Origin of the sequence: Paenarthrobacter sp. FR1 (genome assembly GCF_051106045.1) — a bacterium.
GTDB lineage: Bacteria > Actinomycetota > Actinomycetes > Actinomycetales > Micrococcaceae > Arthrobacter > Arthrobacter nitroguajacolicus_A.
In genome coordinates, this window is sequence record NZ_JBPFSF010000010.1 from 192318 (window position 1) to 214194 (window position 21877).

Consider the following 21877-nt stretch of genomic DNA (forward strand, 5'->3'; position numbering starts at 1 on the left):
TTCACGCCAACCGGGAATGCTCATTGATTCCTTGCCTCGAGGCTCAGTAGCTATGGGAGGGTGTCCAACAAGAAGCCAAATATCCTTTTCATCCTCAGCGACGACCAAGGTGCCTGGGCGCTGGGTTGCGCCGGAAACACCGAGATCCACACGCCCCATCTGGACGGCCTCGCTGCCCGCGGCACGCGGCTGGAGAACTTCTTCTGCGTCTCACCCGTTTGCTCCCCGGCGCGCGCCAGCCTGATGACCGGGAACATACCCTCCCGCCACGGCGTCCACGATTACCTAGCGGGCGTCGAAACCGGACCCCGGGCCATCGACTACCTGCAGGGGCAGCGGCTGTTTACGGATCACCTCGCCGATGCCGGTTATCGCCTGGGCCTGTCCGGCAAATGGCACCTTGGCGCCAACGATGCTCCCCGGAAGGGCTTCAGCCACTGGTTCGCCCTGGAAGGAGGCGGCAGCCCGTATGACAGCTCGGTGATGTACAGGTTCGACGGCGGCACCAGCCACCGGGAACCGGTCACCGAATACTTGACGGACGCAATCACCGGCGACGCCTTGGACTTCATCACCGAAGCCTCGCAAGGGCCTGAACCCTTCTTCCTGGCCCTTAATTACACAGCTCCCCACAAGCCGTGGAAGGGGCAACATCCGCCGGAATTTGAGGAACTCTACAGCGACTGTGCGTTTTCCAGCTGTCCACAGGAAGCCATGCACCCGTGGACTCCCACCGTGGACGGTGTGCCGATCGGCGGCGAGGCGGACGTCCACGCTGCGCTGGTGGGATACTTTGCCGCCGTCAGTGCCATGGACGCCGGGATCGGGACGGTCCTCAGCCGACTGGAACAACTCGGCATCCAGGACAACACCTTGGTGGTCTTCAGCAGCGACAACGGCTTCAATTGCGGCCACCACGGCATTTGGGGGAAGGGCAACGGGACGTTCCCGCAAAACGTCTACGACTCCTCCGTCAAAGTGCCGGCGATCTTCGCGCTCCCGGGCAGGATCCGGCAGGGCTCGGTACTGACGGAACTGTTGTCCGCCTACGACCTGGCGGCCACCATCCTGGAGCTGGCGGGGGTAAACCACAGCCCCTTCGAAGACGGGCCAGGACGGTCTTTCGCGGAGCTTTTAGGCGGGCTGCCACCGGCGGCCGGGGACCGCGCCGTCGTGGTCTTTGACGAATACGGTCCGGTCCGGATGATCCGCAGCACCGACTGGAAGTACGTGCACCGGTATCCGCACGGTCCACATGAACTCTACGATCTTGTGGCCGACCCGGACGAGCGAGTCAACCTCGTGGACCAGCCGGCCCACTCGGCGCGGGTGTCCGCCATGCGTTCCCGGCTCCAAGAATGGTTCCAGCGCCACGGTGTCCCTGGCCTCGACGGGAGCTGGCTTCCCGTGGCGGGGGCAGGCCAGACTGCGTCCGTGCTTGATGATCCCCTGGGGGCATTCACCCCACCCAACTGGGATGGCACGGACGCAGCCGGTGGGTCTTCCTAGCCGACTTCGGTCAGGGTGCGTCCGGTGCTAATGTCTTCGCCGGCTTCCGCGAGCTGCACCGGCCTGCCGGTCTTGTCGGCCGCGTAGGACGCCAGGACTACCTCCACGATGTGGCGGGCGTGCTCAACACTGACTTTGGGCGCGCCGCCGTCGAGCACAGTGATGAAATCCTGCAATTGCAGGAAGAAACCCTCCTGGATGTCCTCGGGCCGCGGTTCCCATACCGTGCGTGTCACGCCGTCGCGCCGGACCAAGGTTCCATGGTGCGGGCTGCAGGACAGGGTGCCGAACTCACCCACGATGAGGATCTCGTCCAGGCGTTGGGCAGCGTCGGACACCACGGAGATGCTGACATGGACCCCGTTCTTGAGGGTCAGCGCAATGGCACCGTCGGTTTCCACGGGAACGCCGAAGCGTTTGAGGGTAGAGGCGCTCACGGATTCAACGGGTGCGCCACCGAACCAGATGGAGCGGTCAAGGCAATGGCCTCCGATGTTCATCAGTGCACCCCCGCCTGCCATGGCCTCGCTGAAGAACCAGTCCGGCCGGGTTCCCGGACGGTAGTCGGTGGTCCTGTAGTCGCGGATCATCAGGACCCGGCCGAGCTCGCCGCTGGCCAGCACGTCCTCGGCTGCCAGCTTCTCCGGGAGGAAATGCTGGATTTGCCCGATGACCAAGGACACCCCGGCCTCCCGGCACGCTTGAATCATGCGATCGCAGTCGGCCACTGTGGTGGCCATGGGCTTTTCCACGAGCACGTGCAATCCGTGGTCGGCTGCGGCCAGCACCATCTCCAGATGCAGGGCGTGCGGGGTATTGATGATGACGGCGTTCAAGCCGGCATCACGGTACATGGCCAGGTAGTCCCCGTAGACGGAAGCCCCCCATGGCGATGCGACCCTCTCTGCGGCTTCAGGCCGCAGGTCGCAGACGGCGGCCAACTCCACGTTGCTGATCCGCGCTGCGGATGCTGCATGGAAGTGTGCCACGGCGCCCGCGCCAATGATTCCAAGTCGTATCAATGTCCCTCTTTAGCTCGGAGCCGGAGCGCGGGCTCGTTCGATCGGAACGCCGCGCAGGTCTCCTCGATTGTTGGGCAGCCGGAAAAGAGGAATAAATGCCTAATTGGGTCCCACCGCACACGGGCTGCCTGGCAGGTGGAGAAACTTACAAAATACTCATTGAATCCTGCTTTCGGGGGCTGTGAGAGTCGTCTCACTGAACCGCATCCGGCTGGTTCCCCCTCACTCGAAAGGTGATTCCCATGGGCAAAACAGCCCGTCATCTTCGCCCGCTGGCCGCCCTGTTGGGTGCAGCGCTTGCCTTGTCCACCACTGCCTGCGGCGGAGCCACCGATGCCTCCTCGGCCGCCGAAGCCGTGGATATTTCCGGGTCCATTTCCGGCCAGACCATCAATTATTGGTCAATGTGGAAGGACGGTGAACCGCAGCAAAAGGTCATCGCCACTGCCATTGCAGACTTCGACAAAGAAACCGGCGCCAAAGTCAGCGTTCAATGGCAGGGACGCAGCAATACCGAAAAGCTCGTCCCCGCCCTGAACACGAACAACGTCCCGGACCTGGTGGACGGAACGCTCGCCAAGCTCGCTCCGGTGATCGGCGAAACCGGGCAGGCCAGCCCCCTGACGTCCGTCTACTCGTACGAGCTGGATGGGAAGACCGTCAGCTCAGTGATCCCGGAGAAGTTCACCAGCAACGGCGTCTTCAAGGGCGAAGACGGACAGCCCTGGATGGTGCCCTACAGCATCAGCTCGGACGGCATCTGGTTCGATGCCGCCAAACACCCGGAGCTCAAAGCCACGCCGCCCGCCACCTGGGATGAATTCATTGAGGTCCTGGACAAGCTGAAGGCCGGTGGAACAGCACCCATTGCCGCGGACGGTGACATCGCCGGCTATAACTCCACCTGGTTCGTTACCTCGCTGCTCCGACTCAAAGGCGCAGGCAGCTTCAAGGCCCTCGCCGAGGACAAGTCCGGCGCAGGATGGGACGACCCCGCCGTTCTTGAAGCAGCCCAAAAGGTGGAAACCCTGGTGAAGGGCGGATACCTCAACAGTGGCTACAACGCCAGCAAGTTCCCCGCCCAACAACAGCTCTGGGCGAACGGCGACGCTGCCCTGATCCTCAACGGCTCGTGGACGCCCACCGAAACCGGCTCGTACGCCGCACCCGGCTTCGAATATTCCTCCTTCCAGTTCCCGGCTATCGGCGACAAGCCGGCCAGCGCCCGCGTGGACTTCATCGGCTTCGCTGTTCCAGCAAAATCCAAGAACCAGGTTCCTGCCCAGCGACTCGCGGCGTACCTGCTGGGCGCCAAGTACCAGGACGCCCTCGGAACGGACGCCAAGGTGCTGCCGGTGAGGCAGGACGCACCGGTGGATCCCGCCGTCGCAAGCGTCAAAGCCGCCATCGACGCCGCTCCAGCCACGCACCTGCAGAACGACGGCGTGACGTTCCCCGGCTACACCGAGAAGGTCTTCTTCCCCAGGAGCGATGAACTGTTCCTTGGAAAGACCACAGCCTCGGAATTCGTGGCCAGGATGAAGGAAGCCCAGATCCAGTACTGGAAGGACAACGGCTGATGTCCGTCGGCCTGAAGGAACCCCGCGCCGGCAAAGTGGCACTGCATAATCCCGACTCCCGGAAACCGGTGACCAGGAAGGCCTCAGCTCAGGGCCGCCAACCCGGAAGCTCCATCGATGTGCAGCGCAAGAAGCTGCTGGTTCCCTTCGTGGGTCCGGCGTTCGTCCTGTACACGGTCCTGTTCATCGTTCCCGCCCTTGGTGCAGTGTGGATCAGCCTCCACAAATGGGCCGGATCCGGACCCATGAAATTCGTGGGTCTGGATAACTACGGCCGGATCTTCCGGGACCCGCTGTTCCTGTCGTCGTTCGGCAACACCCTGCTGCTGCTGTTCGTGGTGGGAGCCGCGATCTTCATTCTCGCTTTCGCCATGACGCTCGTCCTCCGGGACATGGCAGGGAAGAAGGTGGTCCGTAACGTCATCTTCTTCCCCCACCTCATCAACGCGCTCGTGTTCGGTGTCCTGGCCGGCTTCATCTTCAACCCCGGCGGGATGGTCAACAGCCTCCTTGCGCCCCTTGGGGTGACGGACCCGCCCAAGTGGCTGGCACAGGACAACATCTTCCCGCTCATCATGGTCACCCTGGTCTGCACCACCACCGGTTACTTCACCACCATCCTGATGGCCGGCGTCGACCGTATTCCGCCCTACTACTACGAGGACTGCGCCCTGGCAGGAGCAACCGCATTCCAGCGGTTGCGGTATGTCATTCTCCCGCTGACCTGGGATGTCTTCGGCACCTGTGCCGTGCTGTGGACCATCTCGTCGGTGAAGATCTTCGAGATCGTGTGGGTATTCGGCGGTAGCTCCGGGGCAGGGGTGCCGCCCACCCAAAGCTGGACGGCCGCCGTCTACACCTACGTCAACGCCTTCTCCGGACAGTCAACGCCTGCCTATGGAGCCGCAACGGCTTCCGCCGTGTTGTCGCTGGCGCTGATCTCCGTCCTGGTTGTCCTGCTGCGCCGCGCCATGCGTCGCGACGCCGTCGAGTTCTAAAGGAAATGACATGAGCGAATACAAATTGCTGGCTCCCGTGACCGCCCGCAGGCGGGGACGCCGCGGCGTCAGTCCCGCCCTGCGCGGGGAACGCAGCGTAGTCCGGGGCATCGGTGTGGGGTTGCTGTGGCTGGTGGTTGCAATCAGTATCGCGGCGCTGGTGTGGATGGTGGCGCAGGCCTTCCGGGATACGCGGGCCATTCTTGATGACCCTTGGGGAGTGCCGGCATCCTTGGACTTCGGCAACTTCGTTCGGGCTTGGACCGTGGGAGACTTCGCGGTGGCCACGTGGAACAGCCTTCTGACCACAGTGGTGTCGTCGGTCCTGACCGTCGCCATCGCCGCACCGTGCGCCTACTACCTGAGCCGGGTGGACAACAAGCTCACCCGTGGCCTGAGCCTCTACTTCATCCTGGGCCTCGGCATTCCCGCGCAGGTCATCCTGATTCCGCTGTTCGTGATGCTGAACAAGGTGTACCTCACGGACAGCATCATCGGATTGAACCTCGTCTACATTGGGGTTTCCATGCCGTTCACGGTCTTCCTGCTGACCGCCTTCTTCCGTTCCCTCCCTCTGGAAATGGAGGAAGCCGCAGCCCTGGACGGGACCACGGCCTTCGGAACGTTCTGGCGCATCACCCTGCCTTTGGCCAAGGGAGGCATCCTCACCGCCTTCATCCTCCAGGTCATCTCGCACTGGAACGAGACCCTTCTGGCTTTGACCCTGCTGCAATCCACTGAGAAGTACACGCTCCCGGTAGCGCTGATTTCGTTCGTCCAACAGCAGACCTACTCCGGCGCTGACTGGGGTGGACTGTTCGCCGGCTTGGTGATGGTGGTGTTGCCCATGCTGGTCATCTACGTGTGGCTGGGCCGGCGGCTTACCGAGGGACTCACGCTGGGTATGGGCAAATAGACCTTCGACGCCGGGGCTACCGCGGACTCTGGTCGATAACGCAGAAGCACGGGTTGCCGGCCATGTCTTGTCCTCGGAAGCGCGCCAATGCCACAGTGAACCATGGCCACCGAAGAGGACGTCAGGAGCATCTGCCTGGAGATGCCGGGTGTCAGCGAACGCTTGAGCTGGGGTCAACCCGCCTGGTTCGCCAAGACGCTCATGGCACGTATCTGGGAAGACGGGGTTGTCACGGTCAAGACCGATGAACGTGAAGCGCTCGCAGCCATGGAACCGGACACCTATTTCTGGACACCTCATCACGACCAATCCCCGAAGCTGCTCCTGATCCGGCTTGAGGGCATCGATGTGGACGAGCTCGACGAACTGCTGCAGGAGTCGTACAGGATCGCCGGCGGCCGGGCAGGTTAGACTCGGCCGCATGGGGGAACACAACGCACTTGGGGAACACCACTCACCGCAGCCTGCCCGGAAACTGGCGGTCGTCGTCGTGCCTTTGCTGGGCCTGGTTGCCGTGATCGTTGGGCTGATCGTGGCGTGGAACAACCAGAGCACGGACTTTGGCTTCTTTGCCTATGCGCCGCTGAGCGACACGGTCTTCGTGGGGGATAACGGCTCATTCGTGAGCAAAGGAACGCAACTGGGGCTGGCCGTGACGGGGGCCGGCCTGCTGGTCCTCGCGTTCTGCGCCGGGCTGGCCATCGGCCGCCGCCAAGTTCGCCGCTGACTTCGCCGCGGGAACGCGAAAACGCCGCAGAAACGCGAAATCGCCGGAGAGCTCCAGCGAACTGGCAGCTTTCCGGCGATTTCGGCGCAAGCAGACGACTAGGTGAGCTTCACCTGGCGGTTCATGTCCTTGTACAGCAGGTAGCGGAACTCGCCCGGTCCACCGGCGTAGCAAGCCTGCGGGCAGAACGCGCGCAGCCACATGAAGTCGCCGGCTTCCACCTCAACCCAATCGTTGTTGAGCAAGTACATGGCTTTGCCTTCAAGCACGTACAGGCCGTGCTCCATGACGTGGGTTTCCGGGAAGGGAATCACGCCGCCGGGCTGGAACGTGACGATGTTGACCTGCATGTCATGGGCGAGGTCGCTGGAGTCCGTGAAGCGGGTGGTCTTCCAGACGTCGTCCGTGTCCGGCATGGAGGTGGGCTCCACGTCCTTCTCGTTGGTGACGAAGGACTTGGCCTCGAAGCCTTCAAGGCGCTCGTAGGCCTTGCGGATCCAGTGGAAGGAGACGATGTCGTCCGAGACGTTCTCCAAGCCCCACTCAGCGCCAGCAGCCAGGTAGGCGTAGCCGCCCTCCTCGAGGTGGTGCAGTTCGCCGTCGAGCGTCAGGTTGACCTGGCCCTTGGTCACGAAGATGACGCCTTCGACGCCGGCCTCGAACTCGGCCTTGGGAGCCCCGCCGCCCGGTGCGATCTCGACGATCAGCTGGGAGAACGTGGTGGCAAAGCCGGAGATCGGCCGGGCGATGATCCACGAACGCGTGTTGGAGAAGCCCGGCAGGTTGCTGGTGACGATGTCCGTCATCACGCCCTTGGGGATCACCGTGTAAGCCTCGGTAACGATGGCCCGTTCGGTGGTCAGTTGGGTCTGCGGCGGCAGGCCGCCCTGCGGGTAGTAGTACTTGCCCATGCGAGATGCTCCTATCAGTGCGAAGTTGATTGCGCGAGCCGCGGGTGCGCCAGTGCGGTCAGCTGTGAAAGTTCGACGCCGGCAAGCGCCTTGACCTCGTCGGTCCCCACTGCGCCGCATTGGACGCCGCGGAGGACGAAGCCTGCGAGGGCACGGGCCGTGGCGGGCTCGTCCATGACGCCGCCTTCGGTGCGTTCCACGTAGTTGCGCAGGCGCAGTGCCGCGGCCGGAAGGCCTTCGCGGTAGAACGCATACGACGCCGAGAAGCGGCTGGGCAGCTGGGCGGCGTGAAGATCCCAGCCTTGGTAGTAGCCGTTCTCCAGGGAACGGCGGACCAGCCGGCCGTGCAGCTTCCAGGCATCTTCCACGGCGTCACCGACGGGGATGATGTTGGTGGAACCGTCGGAGAGGCGGATTCCCGTGCCGGCAACAGCGAGCTGCATGACTTCCTTGGCGAAGTCGGCCACGGGGTGCTCCATGGACTGGTATTCGGCGGAGATACCCAGCGAGGCGCTGTAGTCGTAAGTCCCGTAGTGCAGGGCGCTGATACGGCCCGGAACAACGTGGGGGAGCTGGGCTACCGGAGAGGTCCCGTCGGCACCGATGATGAGCTGCGGCGTTTCCACCTGCACCTCGAAGCGGAGCCGGCCTGCGGGCAGTCCGTGCACTTCTTCCAACCGCGACACTGCGAAGTCCATGGCCTGCACCTGTGCCACCGTGGTGACCTTGGGCAGCGTGAGGATCAGCCCGGCAGGGAGTTCCCCGGCCTGGGCCAGGGTGGAGACGAACAGGTCCAGGGTCTTCAGGCCGCGGGCACGCGTGGGTGCTTCGAAGCACTTGAAGCGGATGCCGATGAACGGCGGGGCCGTTCCGGCCGCAACTGCAGCGGCAACAGCGTTGGCGGCAGCAACGGCGTCGGCGTCTTCTGCCTCATCGCCGCGGTCGCCGTAGCCGTCTTCGAAGTCCAAACGGAGGTCCTCGATCGGCTCGGAAGCGAGCTTCGCTGCGACGCGCTCGGCAACAGCGGCGGCCAGGTGCGGTTCCTGGCCCAGCAGCTGGCCGAGTTTTTCGAGGCCACCGTGGGCTTCCGCCGTCGCGAGTGCCTGGGCGCCCCACTCAGCTGCGAGAGCCGGCGTGAAGCGGTCGGCCGGAATGTAGACGGTGTGGATAGGCTGGCGTGAGCCGTCGTCGCCGGGGTAGTTGCGGTCCAGCAACTGGTCCGTTGCCTCCAGCTGCGACTCAATGTGTGCCAGGTCTGATGCAGAGAATGAACCCATCTCAGCCCACCAGCTCATACGCGGGCGTGGTGAGGAAGTCCGTGTAATCGTCGGAGAGACAGATGTCCTCGATCAGCTTGGATGCCGGCTCGTAGTACTTGGTGAAGTTCTCGTCGCCGAACTCGATCCGCAGGCGCTCGGTTTCTTCGCCCAGGATGCGGGTGACCAGTTCGCGGGTCACGGTGTTGCCCGTGTCCGCGAGGACGGACTTGTTGCGGATCTGCTGCCACACCTGAGAACGGGAGATTTCCGCGGTCGCGGCATCTTCCATGAGGTTGTGGATGGCTACCGCGCCACTGCCCGAGATCCACACGCCCGTGTAGGCGACGGCGACGTACAGGTTCAGGCGCAGGCCGGCTTCGGTGACGTGGCCTTCTGCGGACGCGACGTCGATCAGCTGCTCAGCGGTGACGTTTACCTCGGGGCGCTGCTTGTCCAACTGATTCTTCTTACCGCCGTTGGCAGGGTCGCCCAGCACGGAGTCGAACACTTCGCGGCAGGTGGGGACGAGGTCCGGGTGGGCCACCCAGGAGCCGTCAAAGCCATCGTTCGCTTCGCGGGTCTTGTCGGCGCGGACCTTGTCGAAGGCAGCGGCAGTGACGTCGGGCTGCTTGCGGTTGGGGATGACGGCGGCCATGCCACCCATGGCGAAGGCGCCGCGCTTGTGGCAGGTCTTGACCAGGAGTTCGGTGTAGGCGCGCATGAACGGTGCCGTCATGGCAACGGTGGCGCGGTCCGGAAGGACGAACTCTTCGCCGGCATCACGGAAGTACTTGATGATGCTGAAGAGGTAGTCCCAGCGGCCGGCGTTCAGACCGCTGGCGTGATCGCGCAGTTCGTAGAGGATCTCGTCCATCTCGAACGCGGCCGGGATGGTCTCGATCAGCACGGTGGCGCGGACGCTGCCCTGCGGGATGCCGAGGAAGTCCTGGGCGAACACGAAGACGTCGTTCCAGAGGCGTGCCTCCAGGTGGCTCTCCATCTTGGGCAGGTAGTAGTACGGGCCGTGGCCGTTGAGGAGCAACTGCTTGGCGATGTGGAAGAAGTGCAGGCCGAAGTCCACCAGCGCACCCACGGCGGGTTCGCCGTCGATCAGCAGGTGCCGTTCCTCCATGTGCCAGCCTCGCGGGCGGGCAACAACCACAGCCAACGGAGCGTCGGTCCGCAGACGGTATTCCTTGCCTTCGGGGGAGGTGTAGCTCAGGGTTCCCTGGGCGGCGTCGCGGAGGTTGAGGATGGCGTCGATGACGTTGGGCCACGTGGGCGTGCTGGCGTCTTCGAGGTCCGCAAGCCACACTTTGGCGCCGGAGTTGAGGGCGTTGATGGCCATCTTGGCCGGGGTAGCGGGACCGGTCATTTCAACGCGGCGGTCCTGCAAAGCTGCGGGAGCCTCGGCGACCTTCCAGTCGCCGTCGCGAATTTCCTGGGTCTCCGGGAGGAAGTCCAGGCGGCTGGTGTCGGCAACCTTCTGGCGCTTGACGCCGCGTGCCTCCAGCAGCTCGTTGCGGGTGCCGGCGAAGCGCTTGTGCAGTTCCTCGATGAAGGCCAGTGCCTTGGGGGTGAGGATTTCCTCGGCGCGATCGATCGGCCGGGGATCAGTGACTGTGATAGCCATTTGGCGGTGTCCTTTTCTAGAGTGCGCTGGCGGCGTTGGCGTGCGCAGCTGCTGCTACGGCACTGGCCACATCGGCGGCAACATGGGGATCGAAGACGCTGGGGATAATGTAACTCGCGTTGAGCTCATCGTCAGCTACCCGGTTGGCGATAGCCTCGGCTGCGGCCACCAGCATGTTCGGCGTGATGTCCGATGCTCCGGCGTCCAGCAGGCCCCGGAAGAAGCCCGGGAAGGCCAGCACGTTGTTGATCTGGTTCGGGAAGTCGCTGCGACCCGTGGCCACCACTGCTGCGTGCTTGGACGCGACTACCGGGTCGATTTCCGGCGTGGGGTTGGCCATGGCGAATACGATCGCGTCTTCGGCCATCGAAGCAACCTGCTCCTCGCCGATCACGTGCGGGGCGCTGACGCCGATGAAGACGTCAGCTCCCTTGAGGGCGTCGTGCAGGGTGCCGGAGAAGCCTTCTTCGTTGGTATTCGCTGCGATCCAGCTGCGGTGTTCGTCGTTGTATTCCTGGCCGGAGTGGATGGCGCCGGAGCGGCCGGCGGCGATGATGTGCTGGGCACCTTGGGCCTTGAGGAGCTGGATGATGGCGGAGCCGGCAGCGCCGACGCCCGAAACCACAATCTTCACTTCGGACAGTTTCTTGTCCACCACGCGGAGGGCGTTGACCAGGGCAGCGAGCGTGACGATTGCGGTGCCGTGCTGGTCGTCGTGGAACACCGGGATGTCCAGTTCTTCGCGGAGGCGGTTCTCGATCTCGAAGCAGCGCGGTGCAGCGATGTCTTCGAGGTTGATGCCGCCGTAGACCGGGGCCATGGCCTTGGCGATCATGATGATTTCTTCGGTGTCCTGGGTGTCCAGGCAGACCGGCCAGGCGTCAACGTTGGCGAACTGCTTGAACAGCGCAGCCTTGCCTTCCATGACCGGAAGGGCTGCGGCGGGACCGATGTTGCCCAGGCCCAGGACTGCTGAGCCGTCGGTGAGGACGGCGATGGTGTTGCGCTTGACCGTCAGGTTGCGGGCAGCGGCCGGGTCCTCTGCGATCGCCATGCAAACACGGGCGACGCCGGGAGTGTAGGCACGCGACAGGTCGTCGCGGTTGCGCAGGGCTACTTTGGGGACGACCTCGAGCTTGCCGCCGAGGTGCATGAGGAAGGTGCGGTCCGAGACGTGCTGGACGGTGACGCCGTCGAGGGCGTTCAGGGCGTCCTTGACGCGGGCTGCGTGGTCGTCGTCGGTGGTGTTGCAGGTGACGTCAACAACGATCGTCTCGTGGTGGGATTCCGTGACGTCCAGCGCGGTGATTGCTGCACCGGCTGCGCCGACGGCTGCTGCCAGTTCGCTGGTAGCGGTGAAGCTCGACGGTGCGGCGACGCGCAGGGTGATCGAGTTTCCGGGGCTCGGATTCGCCATTGAAATTCCTCCTGTTAGGCCCGTTCCCGGGCCGCCGTTCCAAACTGAATGTTTTCGTATTATGGATATTATTATCTACAAAGTGGAAACACAACCCCCTGCTTGGTCATGTTCGGTGTCGTCGCGCAGGTGCGCGCTGTGCTGTATGTTGGGTGTTCTAAGCAATTCTTTTCACGATGCGGATAAGAGTTGTCGGAATCTGAGTCATTGGAGACAAGGGAATGGCTGAAAAAGCCTCCGGAGGCGTGCAGTCCGTTGAGCGCGTCTTTGAACTGCTGGAACTGATCACGGATGCGGGTGGCGACGTCACCCTGAGCGAGCTCTCGTCATCCACTGACCTGCCCTTGCCCACCATCCATCGCCTGTTGAGGACCTTGGTGTCCCTGGGCTACATCCGTCAGCTGCCCAATCGCCGCTACGCCCTGGGCCCGCGCCTGATCCGGCTCGGCGAAGGCGCAAGCAAGCAGCTCGGTGCCGTGGCGCGTCCGCAATTGAAGACCCTCGTGGAACGCCTCGGGGAGACGTCCAACATGGCCGTCCTCGACTCCGACATGGTCATCTACGTCGCACAAGTCCCGTCCATGCACTCCATGCGCATGTTCACCGAAGTCGGCCGCCGCGCCCACACGCACGATACCGGCGTGGGCAAAGCCATCCTGGCCCAGCTGGACGACGAAGTTGTCCGCGGCATCGTGGCCCGCACCGGCATGCCCACTCCCACGGCCAAGAGCATCGGCGACATCGACTCGCTGCTGGCAGACCTCAAGCTCATTCGCGAACGTGGCTACTCCATTGACGAGGAAGAGCAGGAGCTCGGTGTCCGCTGCTTCGCCATGGCCGTGCCGAATGCGCCTACCCCTACCGCGATCTCTGTCTCCGGTCCGATCACCCGCGTGGACCAGAGCTTCGCCGACCGTGCCGTGCCCATGTTGCGCGAGGCAGCGATGGCGATCTCCGCGGAGCTGAACCAGAACTAACGCCGAGCTGGCATTTGATGGCAATGTTTCCCAGAAACATTGCCATCTTTTGTCATTTCGGCGCGGGTTAGAGCTCCGCCCGTTCCGTGGCGGTGAACTTGTCCGTCGTGGCGCCCACTGGAAGGGACGGCCAGGCAAACGTCGGCAGTCCGGCGTCGGACCCTTCGCGAAAGCAAGGGAACGGAAGCGGGATTCCTGTTCAGTCATGGCCTGATTCAACGGTGCGCTTCCCCAAGGTGTACCGCCGCGAAGGTGAGTTCCCTTCAGCGGCGACGGCCGCCGTCGTACATTCACGCAAGACGACGAAAGGCGGCAGTGTCCCCCAAGGAAACACTGCCGCCTGTCATCTGCGGAAGGGGGCTAGTGCTCAGACGCGCTGGACGTTTTGAGCGGGACTTCCTTGCCATCGGCGTCGATCAGCTTGCCGTTCTCGAAGCGGTCGCCTTCGCTCAAGCACTTGATGTCCTCTTCGCTGACGATCCGGTCAGTGCCTGCGACGAATACCGACTGGTTGTCGGAGTTGCCGGCCTTGAAGTGGTTGAAGAGGATGTTCAGCAGGATGGCCATGACGGCCGCCGAGCTGATGCCGGAGTGGAAGATCGTGGCGAACCAGGACGGGAACTGGTCGTAGAACTTCGGGGCGGCGATGGGGATCATACCGAAGCCGATCGATGCCGCCACGATGATCAGGTTCATGTTGTTCTTGTACTCGACCTTGGCCAGGGTGCGGATACCGCTGGCTGCCACCGTACCGAAAAGCACGACGCCGGCACCGCCCAGGACGGGAGTCGGAACCGCTGCGACAACACGGCCCAGGATCGGCAGGAGTCCGAGGATCACCAGGATGAGGCCGCCGGCGCTGACTACGAAGCGGCTCTTGATGCCCGTGATGGCCACAAGGCCAACGTTCTGGGCGAAGGCGCTCTGGGTGAAGGAGTTGAACAGCGGGGAGATGGCGCTGGAAAGCATGTCTGCGCGGAGGCCGTCGCCGATGCGGCGGGAGTCAACCTTGGTGTCCACGATTTCGCCCACTGCGATGATGTCGGCCGATGTCTCGGTCAGGGTCACCAGGATGACGATGAGCATGGAGATGATCGCGGCGATTTCAAAGGTCGGTGCGCCGAACGCGAAGGGAGTGGGGAAAGCGACGATGTCGCCCTGGCCAACCTTGGAGAAGTCAGCCATGCCGGCCACCAGCGCGATGATGGTGCCGATGACCATGGCCAGCAGGATCGAGAGCCGGGAGATGGCAGCGTTGCCAACCTTGCTCAGGAGGAGCACGACGCCCATGGTTGCTGCTGCAAGGCCGATGTTGGCCATGCTGCCGTAGTTGTCAGCCTTGGCGTTGCCACCCATGGCCCAGTTTGCAGCCACTGGCATCAGCGTCAGGCCGATGGTGGTGATCACGGTGCCGGTGACCACCGGCGGGAAGAACTTGATGATCTTGGAGAACAGGGGAGTGATCGCCAGGCCAATCAGCGAGGCCACAATGACTGAGCCGAACACCGCCTGGATGCCGCCGCCACCTTGGACGATCGCCACCATGGTGGAAACACCGGCGAAGGAAACGCCCTGGACCAACGGCAACTGCGAGCCAAAGAATGGAATGCCCACGGTCTGCAGGATGGTGGCCAGGCCGCCAACGAACAAACAGGCGGCGATGAGGAGACCGATGTCCTGCGAGGACATGCCGGCTGCTGCGCCGATAATCAGCGGGGGTGCAATGATTCCGCCGTACATGGTGAGGACGTGCTGGAAGCCGTAGGCGAAGGTGCTGCCAATTGACAGGCGCTTGTCCTCGGGGCGTTCCGGCTTGTTCGTCTGCGAAGAGGTGGTATTCGCAGGGCGGGATTTCTTCTTGATGTTCATGGCAGACTTTCTGGGTTCATGGCAGACGCCTTCGTCTGGCTAACTGTGTCTGGCTAACAAATCTTGGGGTTGTTTTGGGGTTGGGTTTGTGTGCAGGTCCGGCCTGTACGGGGCGCCGTTGGGGAGACCTGCACACAAACCCGGAGGATAGTGCGGTCTAGCAGAAGCCGGCGATGCCGCTCCAGGCAACGGGTGCAGCCGTGGTGTCATCACGCTGGACGGTTGCTTCGATGAGGCCGTACGGGCGATCCGCGGCGAAGAAGACCTCGTTGGGGTTGTCCAGGCCGAACGGGCTCAGGTCAACCAGGAAGTGGTGCTTGTTGGGCATGGAGAACTTGATCTCGTCCACTTCGCTGTGTGCTTCCAGGACCTTCTTGCCCATGTCGAACAGCGTCTGCTGCAGTGCGTGGGAGTAGTTCTCGGTGAAGCCTTCCAGCAGGAGCGCCTTGATGTCCTCGTAGCTCTTGTTGAAGTCGGTGCCGGCAACATCAAGGTTGGTGTTGTAGCGCCAGCGGGCGGAGACGTCGGTGGCAAGGATGCGATCCGTGGTCTCCGGGAGGGTGGTGTACTTGTCGCGCGGGTAGCCGACGAAGCCGGATTCCGTGGTCTTCAGGACGGTCAGGTCCTTGAGGCCGGAGATTACGTGGGTGGTTGCGCCATCGCGGACGACGACGGCGGTGCGCACCTCTTGCCCGTTGCGGACGAAGCTGTGGTTGTGTCCCTCGCCGTGGGCCTGGATGCGGTCCCACGAGTAAGCTTCGGCTTCCCAGCGGCCGCCGGTGACCCAGTCGAATTCGCCGGTGAAGTGATCTGCAAGGCGGAGGAGGAAGGACTCGGGGGAGCCTACTCCTTCACGGGCAAACGCGTAGACGGTGTTCTTCTGGGTGTCAGTGGCAACGACGTGGCCGTTGTCGCCCTGGAGGTGAGCGGCCTGGAAGTCGCCACGCAGCTGCGAGGTGACGTTCAGGTCTTCGATGTGGTGGCGGTCAGTATCCCGGGTGACCTTGACGACGCGGACTTCTGCCTTGCCGTACTGGTTTTCGCCGAGGACGATGTTGTTGCTCATGGTCATATCCCAACTTCTGTGAGGTGGAACTTACGTTCCATCAATGAAATTAAGCGCGTGTTTCCACCGCGTTTCTGGTGGAGTCGACCCAACAAAAAAGAGCCGACATCCATTGATGCCAGCTCATTACGACCCTGCCTGCTGCTCCCAGGTTACGTGACCTACGCCACGAACTGATTCGAGAGTAGCGCACAAATTCGTCTTGTGTATACGGGTTTCCCGGGATCGTTATGAACCTTCCAAATGTGACCGGGGCAACTCGATTGGTCCCAGGGGAGGTCTTGACGCCTGCTTTCAGGGCTGCCTACACTTTCCACATAACAATAAAAGTTTTCCGGAGTACGGAAACTGCTTGCATGAGAAAGAGGAGGAACAGATGGACTCGAAGGATACGAACAACGTCGTGGAATTCCCGGCGCCGGGCCAGGAACTGTACCTGCCGTTCGGTGCAACAGATCCGGACTTCTACATTCCGGCCGACTGTGACCGCAAAGCCGGCGGGTTCTCCCGTTGGCTGCGCGCGCTCCCGGTGTTCGGCCGGCAGCGCCCCTAGGATCTTCCTGCATCAACGGGGCGCGGACTCTGCGCAACAGAGCCAACGAGGCGGGTGACACCTGGGGAGGTGTCGCCCGCCTTTCCGCATGCCCTGCCGCCCCGCCCCCACCCCGTTTCGATGCCTTGCTGCACACCGTGCCGTGCGTACGGCGTAGTGCGCAGCAAGCCCCCGAAATGGGGACTATCCTGGGCTCCGCAGAACGCGCAGGACGCTCATCTTGAACTGCTGCTCCCGGAACAAGTGCTGCCATTTGACCCGAATGAACGTCCATCCTTGAGCCATCAGTGCCTTCTCTCGCTGCCTTTCCCGGTAGATGACCTCCGCAGTGGGCGCGTAGTCGAAGTACTTGACCTTTCCGTCGAACTCCAAGGCCACCTTCTTCTTGCGCCAAGCAAAGTCCAGGCGATGATGGCCCTCCGACGAAGATGCCTCCACCTGGAGCTCGGGGAGTTCGATCCCCAAGCGTTGGAGTAGCTCGCGGGTAAGCGTCTCTCCCGGTGACTCGGATCGGGCATCGGCATTCTCCAGGGCCCGGCGCAGGGTGCGAACTCCGTTGCGCCCGGCTAATGACGCGCACATCTGCTGGATCTCTCCCACGGCCGCGCCCATGCGAAGGGCGTGGTCCATCAGCACCAGGGATTGTTTGTAGTTCAGCATGAGGCAGCAGTCCACTACGGTCTGTTCCAGAGAGGTGCATGGCATGTCGTCCAGGAAAACAACACCTCCCGACCTCAGCGCACGGGCGTGCGGCACCACATCCTTGCCGTGGGATGTGCGTGATGCTGTTGATCCGGTGGTGACGTGCACCCTGTCATCTACATCCCACAGGAACAACCCGTGGAGGCGCGCGGCCGAGGTGTGGCTGTAGACCAAGCCGCCGGCCGACGTCGGGAGCGTTCCGTGCGCGTGCGCGGCGATCAGTTGCCGGCTGCGAACCCAGGGCTTTTGCTCTGTCCACGTGCTGCCGCGGATGTAGCAGCCGCGACGTAGTCGCACTAATTCGCCGGCGCGCAGCAGCGATGCAATCTTTCTGTCATTCAAGCCCAGGTCGTGGAGCTCGCTGGTTCGCCATAAATCCATGCCCATTGGGAGTTCGCCCAGGCCTCTCTTCGTCATGGGATAAGCCTCAAACGTGCCGCGCCGCGGGAACAGGCGCGAGCCCCGTTATGTGGAGAAATCCATTTCGATGGCTTGCTGCAGGCAATGCCGAACGAACGGCCCGATGCGCAGCAAGGCGTCGAAACGGCCGGCATGGCGCAAAAGTGTGTCACGTATGCTGGGTTGACGGCCGCCTCTGGGTACTTGAAAGGTCGTCGCGGCCCTGACCGGACACGGGCCGCACCCTCTCGTTCCACGGGACCGTCCACAGGCGGGGACCGGACAGGAACGAGAATCCGACGCGCATTGCCGCGCCGTGCCGGGCTTGATCCTGGCTGAAACCCTGCGAATGCAGGTGACGGAAGAGCCGGTCTGGGGGCCGGTACCGGAGCAGCTGAACCCTGGCTGCAACCCCGAAGGAACACACGCTATGAAACTCAAGGTCTCAACTCTTGGGGCGGTGATCGCGTTGGCTCTAGCTGGATGCACGACGCCGACACCGCAGCCTACGCCGTCGGTAACTGTCACGGCGCCGACGCCGACGCCTACGCCGTCGGTAACTGTCACGGCGCCGACGCCGACGCCTACGCGTACTGCGACACCCACTCCGACGCCGACCACGGTAAGTCCGACGCCGACGCCGACGGTAACCACTGCGACACCCACTCCGACGCCGACCACGGCAAGTCCGACGCCTACGCCGACGCCGACCACGGTAAGTCCAACGCCGACGCCGACCACGGCAAGTCCGACGCCGATGCCGACGCCGACGCCGACGGTAACCACCCCGACACCCACCCCGACTCAAACCAACGGCAGCCTCGCCAACCTGGCAAGGGTCCCTTGGGACGGCGGCCCTGCGTACTGGGCGAAGTTCCCCGGCGCGGCGAAGCTCAACAACCCCAACCTGTTCCCGATCAGCGTCTACTACGGCAAACCTGAACACGCCCCGCAGCTGAAGGACATCGGCGTGAACGTTTACCAGAACGCGGAACACGACGGCTCCACGATGGCCTCCATCACGAACACGGGAATGCTGGTCATCGCCGGCACCGAGTGGTCCCGTACCGAAGTGGGCAGCAACACGGGCGTGGTCGGCTGGGACACCTACGACGAGTGCGACATGCTCGGACTGGGCTGCAGCGGCTCCACTTACGCGCAGAACCTCCAGCAGATGCAGAACAAGGTGGCGCAGATCCGCGGATTCAACGATGGCAGGTTCGCCTTCGCCAACTATTCCAAGGGCATCCTGGGCACCTACTGGGCGCCGGGACTTATGGACGACTTCATGGCAGCCGTTGACGCAGCATCAGTCGACAATTACATGTACGCCCGGGCTGATTTGCAGGATGAGTTGAACCGCACTCCGGCATGGCCTCAGGGCGCGAGGACAGCTACCTCGGCTGCTTATGGCTGGCAAATAGACCAGATGCGGAAATTCCAGGCCACCCCTGGCAATAAGCCGAACTGGATTTTCGTTGAGTCCGCCAAGCCATTCCTGAATGCCTCCAACGACCGGACCATCACGCCGGAACAGATGGAGGGCGCTATGTGGTCAGGCATCATCCATGAGGCGCGTGGGATCAGCATCTTCCAGCACAACAACAACGGTCAAGCTGGTTTCGGGACGTATTCCTTGGTCCAGGCGCCGGCTGACCGGAAGGCGAAGATCAAGGCTGCCCTCGCTGGTATCCAGGCCCTGGCACCTGTCCTGAACACCCAAAGCTACGTGTGGAACGCGGGGGCTGCGGGAACAGACACGATGCTCAAGGCCAAGGATGGCAGCGCCTACCTCTTTGCGGGGATCGGGCTGAACGGGACCACCGGCTCCAAGACCTTCACGCTCCCGGCCGGGATCACTGGCTCGCAAGTGGAGGTTGTGGGCGAGAACCGGACCATCGCCGTGCAGGGCGGTAAGTTCACGGATTCGTTCGCCAACGAGTACACGCACCACGTCTACAAGGTCACGATCTAGCCAGCAACAGCCATTTCGATGGTTCGCTGCCAAACGTGCCGTGCGAACGGCCCAGTGCGCAGCGAACCATCGAAATGGCCAAGCCAGTAGAACAGGCCTACCCAGCCACCAGCTTCCGTGCCGCCGCGGAGTGCTCGGCGATCAGTCCGGCCACGTCCAGCCCGGGAATCGTACCGTCCACTACCCGCCAGGCCCCACCAACCATCACCCGGTCAGCCCGATCCGCCCCGCAGAGCAACAACGCAGCAACGGGATCGTGGCTGCCGGAGAACCGCAGCTCGTCAGGCTTGAACAAAGCCAGATCGGCCTGTAATCCCGGAGCCAGTTGCCCGATGTCGGAACGGCCCAGAACCGCAGCGGATCCACGCGTTGCCCACCCAAGAGCCCGCTCCACAGGAACCGAAGCGCCGTACCGCAGACGCTGCAAGTACAGTGCCTGCCGTGCTTCGAGGATCATGTTGGAAGCATCGTTCGACGCCGATCCGTCCACTCCCAGCCCCACGGGAACACCCGCTGCCTCGAGTTCCAGGACGCGCGCGGTCCCGGAGGCGAGGCGCATGTTGGACGTGGGGCAATGCGCGACGGCGGTTCCGGCGGCTCCCAGCCTGGCGATCTCCTCGTCGTTGAAATGGATGCCGTGGCCCAGCCAGGTCCGGTTACCCAGCCAGCCCACGGATTCAAGGTAATCCACGGTGCGCAACCCGAACATGGATTGGCAGAAGTCTTCTTCGTCGATGGTTTCGGCAAGGTGGGTGTGGAGCCGGACGTCGAATCGTTCGGCCATGGCGGCGCTTTCGGCCATGATTTCCTTGGTCACGGAGAAGGGCGAGCACGGGGCAAGGGCGATCTGTACAACGGCCCCGTCACCGGTCTCGTGATACTTGCGGATGAGCCGTTCGCTGTCCGAAAGGATCGCCTCAGGCGACTGGACCGTGGTCCTGGGCGGCAGCCCGCCGTCGTCCTCTCCGAGTGTCATGGAGCCGCGGGTCAACGTGGCCCGCATCCCCATGGCGCGGACCGCAGCGACCTCGATATCGATGGCATCTTCCATACCGTCGGGGAAGAGGTAGTGGTGGTCGGCGGCGGTGGTGCAGCCCGACAGCAGCAACTCAGCGAGGGCAACCTGCACCGCGAGCTCGAGGCTCCGCGGGGTCAGTCGTGCCCACACAGGGTAGAGATTCTGCAGCCACGGGAACAGTGGTGCGTTGGCCACGGGACCCCAGGCGCGGGTGAGCGTTTGGTAGAAGTGGTGGTGCGTGTTGATGAGGCCGGGGAGGACCACATGCCCGGATGCGTCAAACACGGCAGCGGGAGCCGAGGGCTGCCCGCCCGAAGGCACCAGCTCCACGATATTCCCGTCGGAAACTACCAGGCCGCCGCCGGCATCGAGGTCGTTTGCGGTGAAGATGCCCAGCGGATTCTTGATCCAGAGCCGGGTGGGGGATTGCGACATGAGGGGTTCCTTGTCTGGTCGGCATGTATGCGTTCCAGCTCAGTTAGGCCCTGTCTGCTGATCCAGGTTGCCGGGCCGCCTCGGGCGCCCGGTGCAAAAAGCGTAAAATGCTCGACGGCGGCAGTCAACGCCCGCAGCGACGTGGCGGTCACATTTGGCGGACACCCGGCATGAATAACTAATTTCGTATGACGAAATTAAATTTTCAAAAAACTATGGCGCGGCTCACAAACCCGGTGCTACGCTCTAACTGCCAAAGGCGGGCACCCGGACCTCGGGAAGCTATCTACCAGGCGCAACTTAACCTTCATCGCACATGCTGAAGCCTGGTAACCAAGCTAACTGGAGCTCCTTTCTGTAGCGCCCCCAAACAGGTCACCTGGCTTCCTCAGCACTAAGGAAGTCGCAACATGAGTACAACCGTCACGGCCGAGCAATTCCTGGCCACATCCATTGAGCTGGCAACAGCCAATGTCCTCAACAGTGGAGGCCCCTTCGGCGCCGTCATTGTCACCGCGGATGGACGAGCCTTCGAAGGCGTCAACCGCGTCACCGCCACCAACGATCCCACCGCTCACGCAGAAGTCACGGCCATCCGTAACGCGTGCCGCGAACTGGGAACCTTTGATCTGAGCGGAGCCACCCTCTACACCAGCTGCGAGCCATGCCCCATGTGCCTGGCCTCCGCACTTTGGGCACGCGTTGACCGCGTGTTCTTTGCCGCAGACCGTCACGACGCCGCATCTGTCGGCTTCGACGACGCCGTCTTCTACGAGTACTTCGAGAACGACAACCGGGACGCGCTGATGCCGGTAGCCAAGTTGGAACTGGGCGACCCCCAGGCTCCGGCGGCCCTCCAGCCGTTCAACACATGGAACACGCTTGATTCCAGGATTGATTACTAGGGCCCG

The 21877-nt window shown here is 63.1% G+C and carries 20 protein-coding genes; 11 read left to right on the plus strand and 9 right to left on the minus strand.

The genetic code is table 11. The annotated features are described in order from the left end of the window. Positions 1-60: 60 nt before the first annotated feature. A complete protein-coding gene (locus tag ACR30Z_RS18600; protein WP_434374136.1) occupies positions 61-1509 on the plus strand; it encodes a sulfatase-like hydrolase/transferase in 1449 nt (482 codons plus the stop codon). On the opposite strand, the gene ACR30Z_RS18605 is transcribed toward ACR30Z_RS18600, so the two are convergent. Further along, positions 1506-2531 (minus strand): Gfo/Idh/MocA family protein, encoded by a 1026-nt coding sequence (locus ACR30Z_RS18605; protein WP_434374137.1) that lies wholly within the window; start codon positions 2529-2531, stop codon positions 1506-1508. The genes ACR30Z_RS18600 and ACR30Z_RS18605 overlap by 4 nt on opposite strands. A gap of 242 nt (positions 2532-2773) precedes the next feature. Here ACR30Z_RS18605 and ACR30Z_RS18610 point away from each other — a divergent pair, with 242 nt between their 5' ends. The 5 genes from ACR30Z_RS18610 to ACR30Z_RS18630 all read left to right on the plus strand — a co-directional run bounded on the left by ACR30Z_RS18610 (position 2774) and on the right by ACR30Z_RS18630 (position 6752). Next, complete coding sequence (locus ACR30Z_RS18610) at positions 2774-4111, plus strand: sugar ABC transporter substrate-binding protein (protein ID WP_434374139.1); 1338 nt, start codon at positions 2774-2776, stop codon at positions 4109-4111. Next, positions 4111-5109 carry a carbohydrate ABC transporter permease gene (locus tag ACR30Z_RS18615; protein WP_434374140.1) on the plus strand — a complete coding sequence of 333 codons (999 nt, stop codon included), beginning with the start codon at positions 4111-4113 and terminating at the stop codon, positions 5107-5109. Before ACR30Z_RS18610 ends, ACR30Z_RS18615 begins: the two co-directional genes overlap by 1 nt. 10 nt (positions 5110-5119) lie before the next feature. Next, on the plus strand, positions 5120-6025 hold the full coding sequence (locus ACR30Z_RS18620) for a carbohydrate ABC transporter permease (protein ID WP_434374142.1): 906 nt from the start codon (positions 5120-5122) through the stop codon (positions 6023-6025). 102 nt (positions 6026-6127) lie between these two features. Next, complete coding sequence (locus ACR30Z_RS18625; RefSeq protein ID WP_018778846.1) at positions 6128-6436, plus strand: MmcQ/YjbR family DNA-binding protein; 309 nt, start codon at positions 6128-6130, stop codon at positions 6434-6436. 10 nt (positions 6437-6446) lie between these two features. Next, entirely contained in the window at positions 6447-6752 is a 306-nt protein-coding gene (locus ACR30Z_RS18630; RefSeq protein WP_144652937.1) for a hypothetical protein, read from the plus strand. Between the two features lie 98 nt (positions 6753-6850). Here ACR30Z_RS18630 and ACR30Z_RS18635 read toward each other — a convergent pair whose 3' ends face one another. From ACR30Z_RS18635 to ACR30Z_RS18650, 4 genes are read right to left on the minus strand one after another with little or no spacing between them, the layout of a single operon-like run. Then, entirely contained in the window at positions 6851-7663 is an 813-nt protein-coding gene (locus tag ACR30Z_RS18635) for a bifunctional allantoicase/(S)-ureidoglycine aminohydrolase (RefSeq protein WP_011776030.1), read from the minus strand. 14 nt (positions 7664-7677) lie between these two features. Then, the gene (locus ACR30Z_RS18640; protein ID WP_434374143.1) at positions 7678-8940 is read right to left on the minus strand and encodes a DUF6986 family protein; all 1263 of its coding nucleotides are present in this window, start codon (positions 8938-8940) and stop codon (positions 7678-7680) included. A gap of 1 nt (position 8941) precedes the next feature. Beyond that, positions 8942-10555, minus strand: coding sequence for a malate synthase A (aceB, locus tag ACR30Z_RS18645; RefSeq protein WP_434374144.1), 1614 nt, complete (start codon positions 10553-10555; stop codon positions 8942-8944). Between the two features lie 16 nt (positions 10556-10571). Continuing rightward, positions 10572-11972 (minus strand): NAD-dependent malic enzyme, encoded by a 1401-nt coding sequence (locus ACR30Z_RS18650; RefSeq protein ID WP_434374145.1) that lies wholly within the window; start codon positions 11970-11972, stop codon positions 10572-10574. Between the two features lie 221 nt (positions 11973-12193). Here ACR30Z_RS18650 and ACR30Z_RS18655 point away from each other — a divergent pair, with 221 nt between their 5' ends. Further along, the gene (locus tag ACR30Z_RS18655) at positions 12194-12949 is read left to right on the plus strand and encodes an IclR family transcriptional regulator (RefSeq protein ID WP_011776026.1); all 756 of its coding nucleotides are present in this window, start codon (positions 12194-12196) and stop codon (positions 12947-12949) included. A 360-nt stretch (positions 12950-13309) separates the two neighbouring features. Here ACR30Z_RS18655 and ACR30Z_RS18660 read toward each other — a convergent pair whose 3' ends face one another. Together ACR30Z_RS18660 and pucL are read right to left on the minus strand one after the other, a co-directional pair. Then, the gene (locus tag ACR30Z_RS18660; protein WP_144652933.1) at positions 13310-14818 is read right to left on the minus strand and encodes a nucleobase:cation symporter-2 family protein; all 1509 of its coding nucleotides are present in this window, start codon (positions 14816-14818) and stop codon (positions 13310-13312) included. Positions 14819-14975: 157 nt separating this feature from the next. Next, positions 14976-15890 (minus strand): factor-independent urate hydroxylase, encoded by a 915-nt coding sequence (gene pucL, locus ACR30Z_RS18665; RefSeq protein WP_208760049.1) that lies wholly within the window; start codon positions 15888-15890, stop codon positions 14976-14978. Positions 15891-16260: 370 nt separating this feature from the next. On the opposite strand from pucL, the gene ACR30Z_RS18670 reads away from it, so the two are divergent. Then, complete coding sequence (locus ACR30Z_RS18670) at positions 16261-16437, plus strand: hypothetical protein (RefSeq protein ID WP_014922716.1); 177 nt, start codon at positions 16261-16263, stop codon at positions 16435-16437. A 183-nt stretch (positions 16438-16620) separates the two neighbouring features. Here the strand turns inward: ACR30Z_RS18670 and ACR30Z_RS18675 are convergent, their stop codons facing one another. Further along, complete coding sequence (locus tag ACR30Z_RS18675) at positions 16621-17556, minus strand: type IV toxin-antitoxin system AbiEi family antitoxin domain-containing protein (protein ID WP_144652931.1); 936 nt, start codon at positions 17554-17556, stop codon at positions 16621-16623. Between the two features lie 465 nt (positions 17557-18021). Here ACR30Z_RS18675 and ACR30Z_RS18680 point away from each other — a divergent pair, with 465 nt between their 5' ends. Both ACR30Z_RS18680 and ACR30Z_RS18685 read left to right on the plus strand, forming a co-directional pair. Continuing rightward, a complete protein-coding gene (locus ACR30Z_RS18680) occupies positions 18022-18480 on the plus strand; it encodes a hypothetical protein (protein ID WP_434374147.1) in 459 nt (152 codons plus the stop codon). A gap of 28 nt (positions 18481-18508) precedes the next feature. Beyond that, a complete protein-coding gene (locus ACR30Z_RS18685; RefSeq protein WP_434374148.1) occupies positions 18509-19513 on the plus strand; it encodes a hypothetical protein in 1005 nt (334 codons plus the stop codon). A 97-nt stretch (positions 19514-19610) separates the two neighbouring features. Here ACR30Z_RS18685 and ACR30Z_RS18690 read toward each other — a convergent pair whose 3' ends face one another. After that, on the minus strand, positions 19611-20966 hold the full coding sequence (locus tag ACR30Z_RS18690; protein ID WP_434374149.1) for an 8-oxoguanine deaminase: 1356 nt from the start codon (positions 20964-20966) through the stop codon (positions 19611-19613). Positions 20967-21376: 410 nt separating this feature from the next. Here ACR30Z_RS18690 and ACR30Z_RS18695 point away from each other — a divergent pair, with 410 nt between their 5' ends. Continuing rightward, the gene (locus ACR30Z_RS18695; RefSeq protein ID WP_017200639.1) at positions 21377-21871 is read left to right on the plus strand and encodes a nucleoside deaminase; all 495 of its coding nucleotides are present in this window, start codon (positions 21377-21379) and stop codon (positions 21869-21871) included. Positions 21872-21877 lie beyond the last annotated feature (6 nt).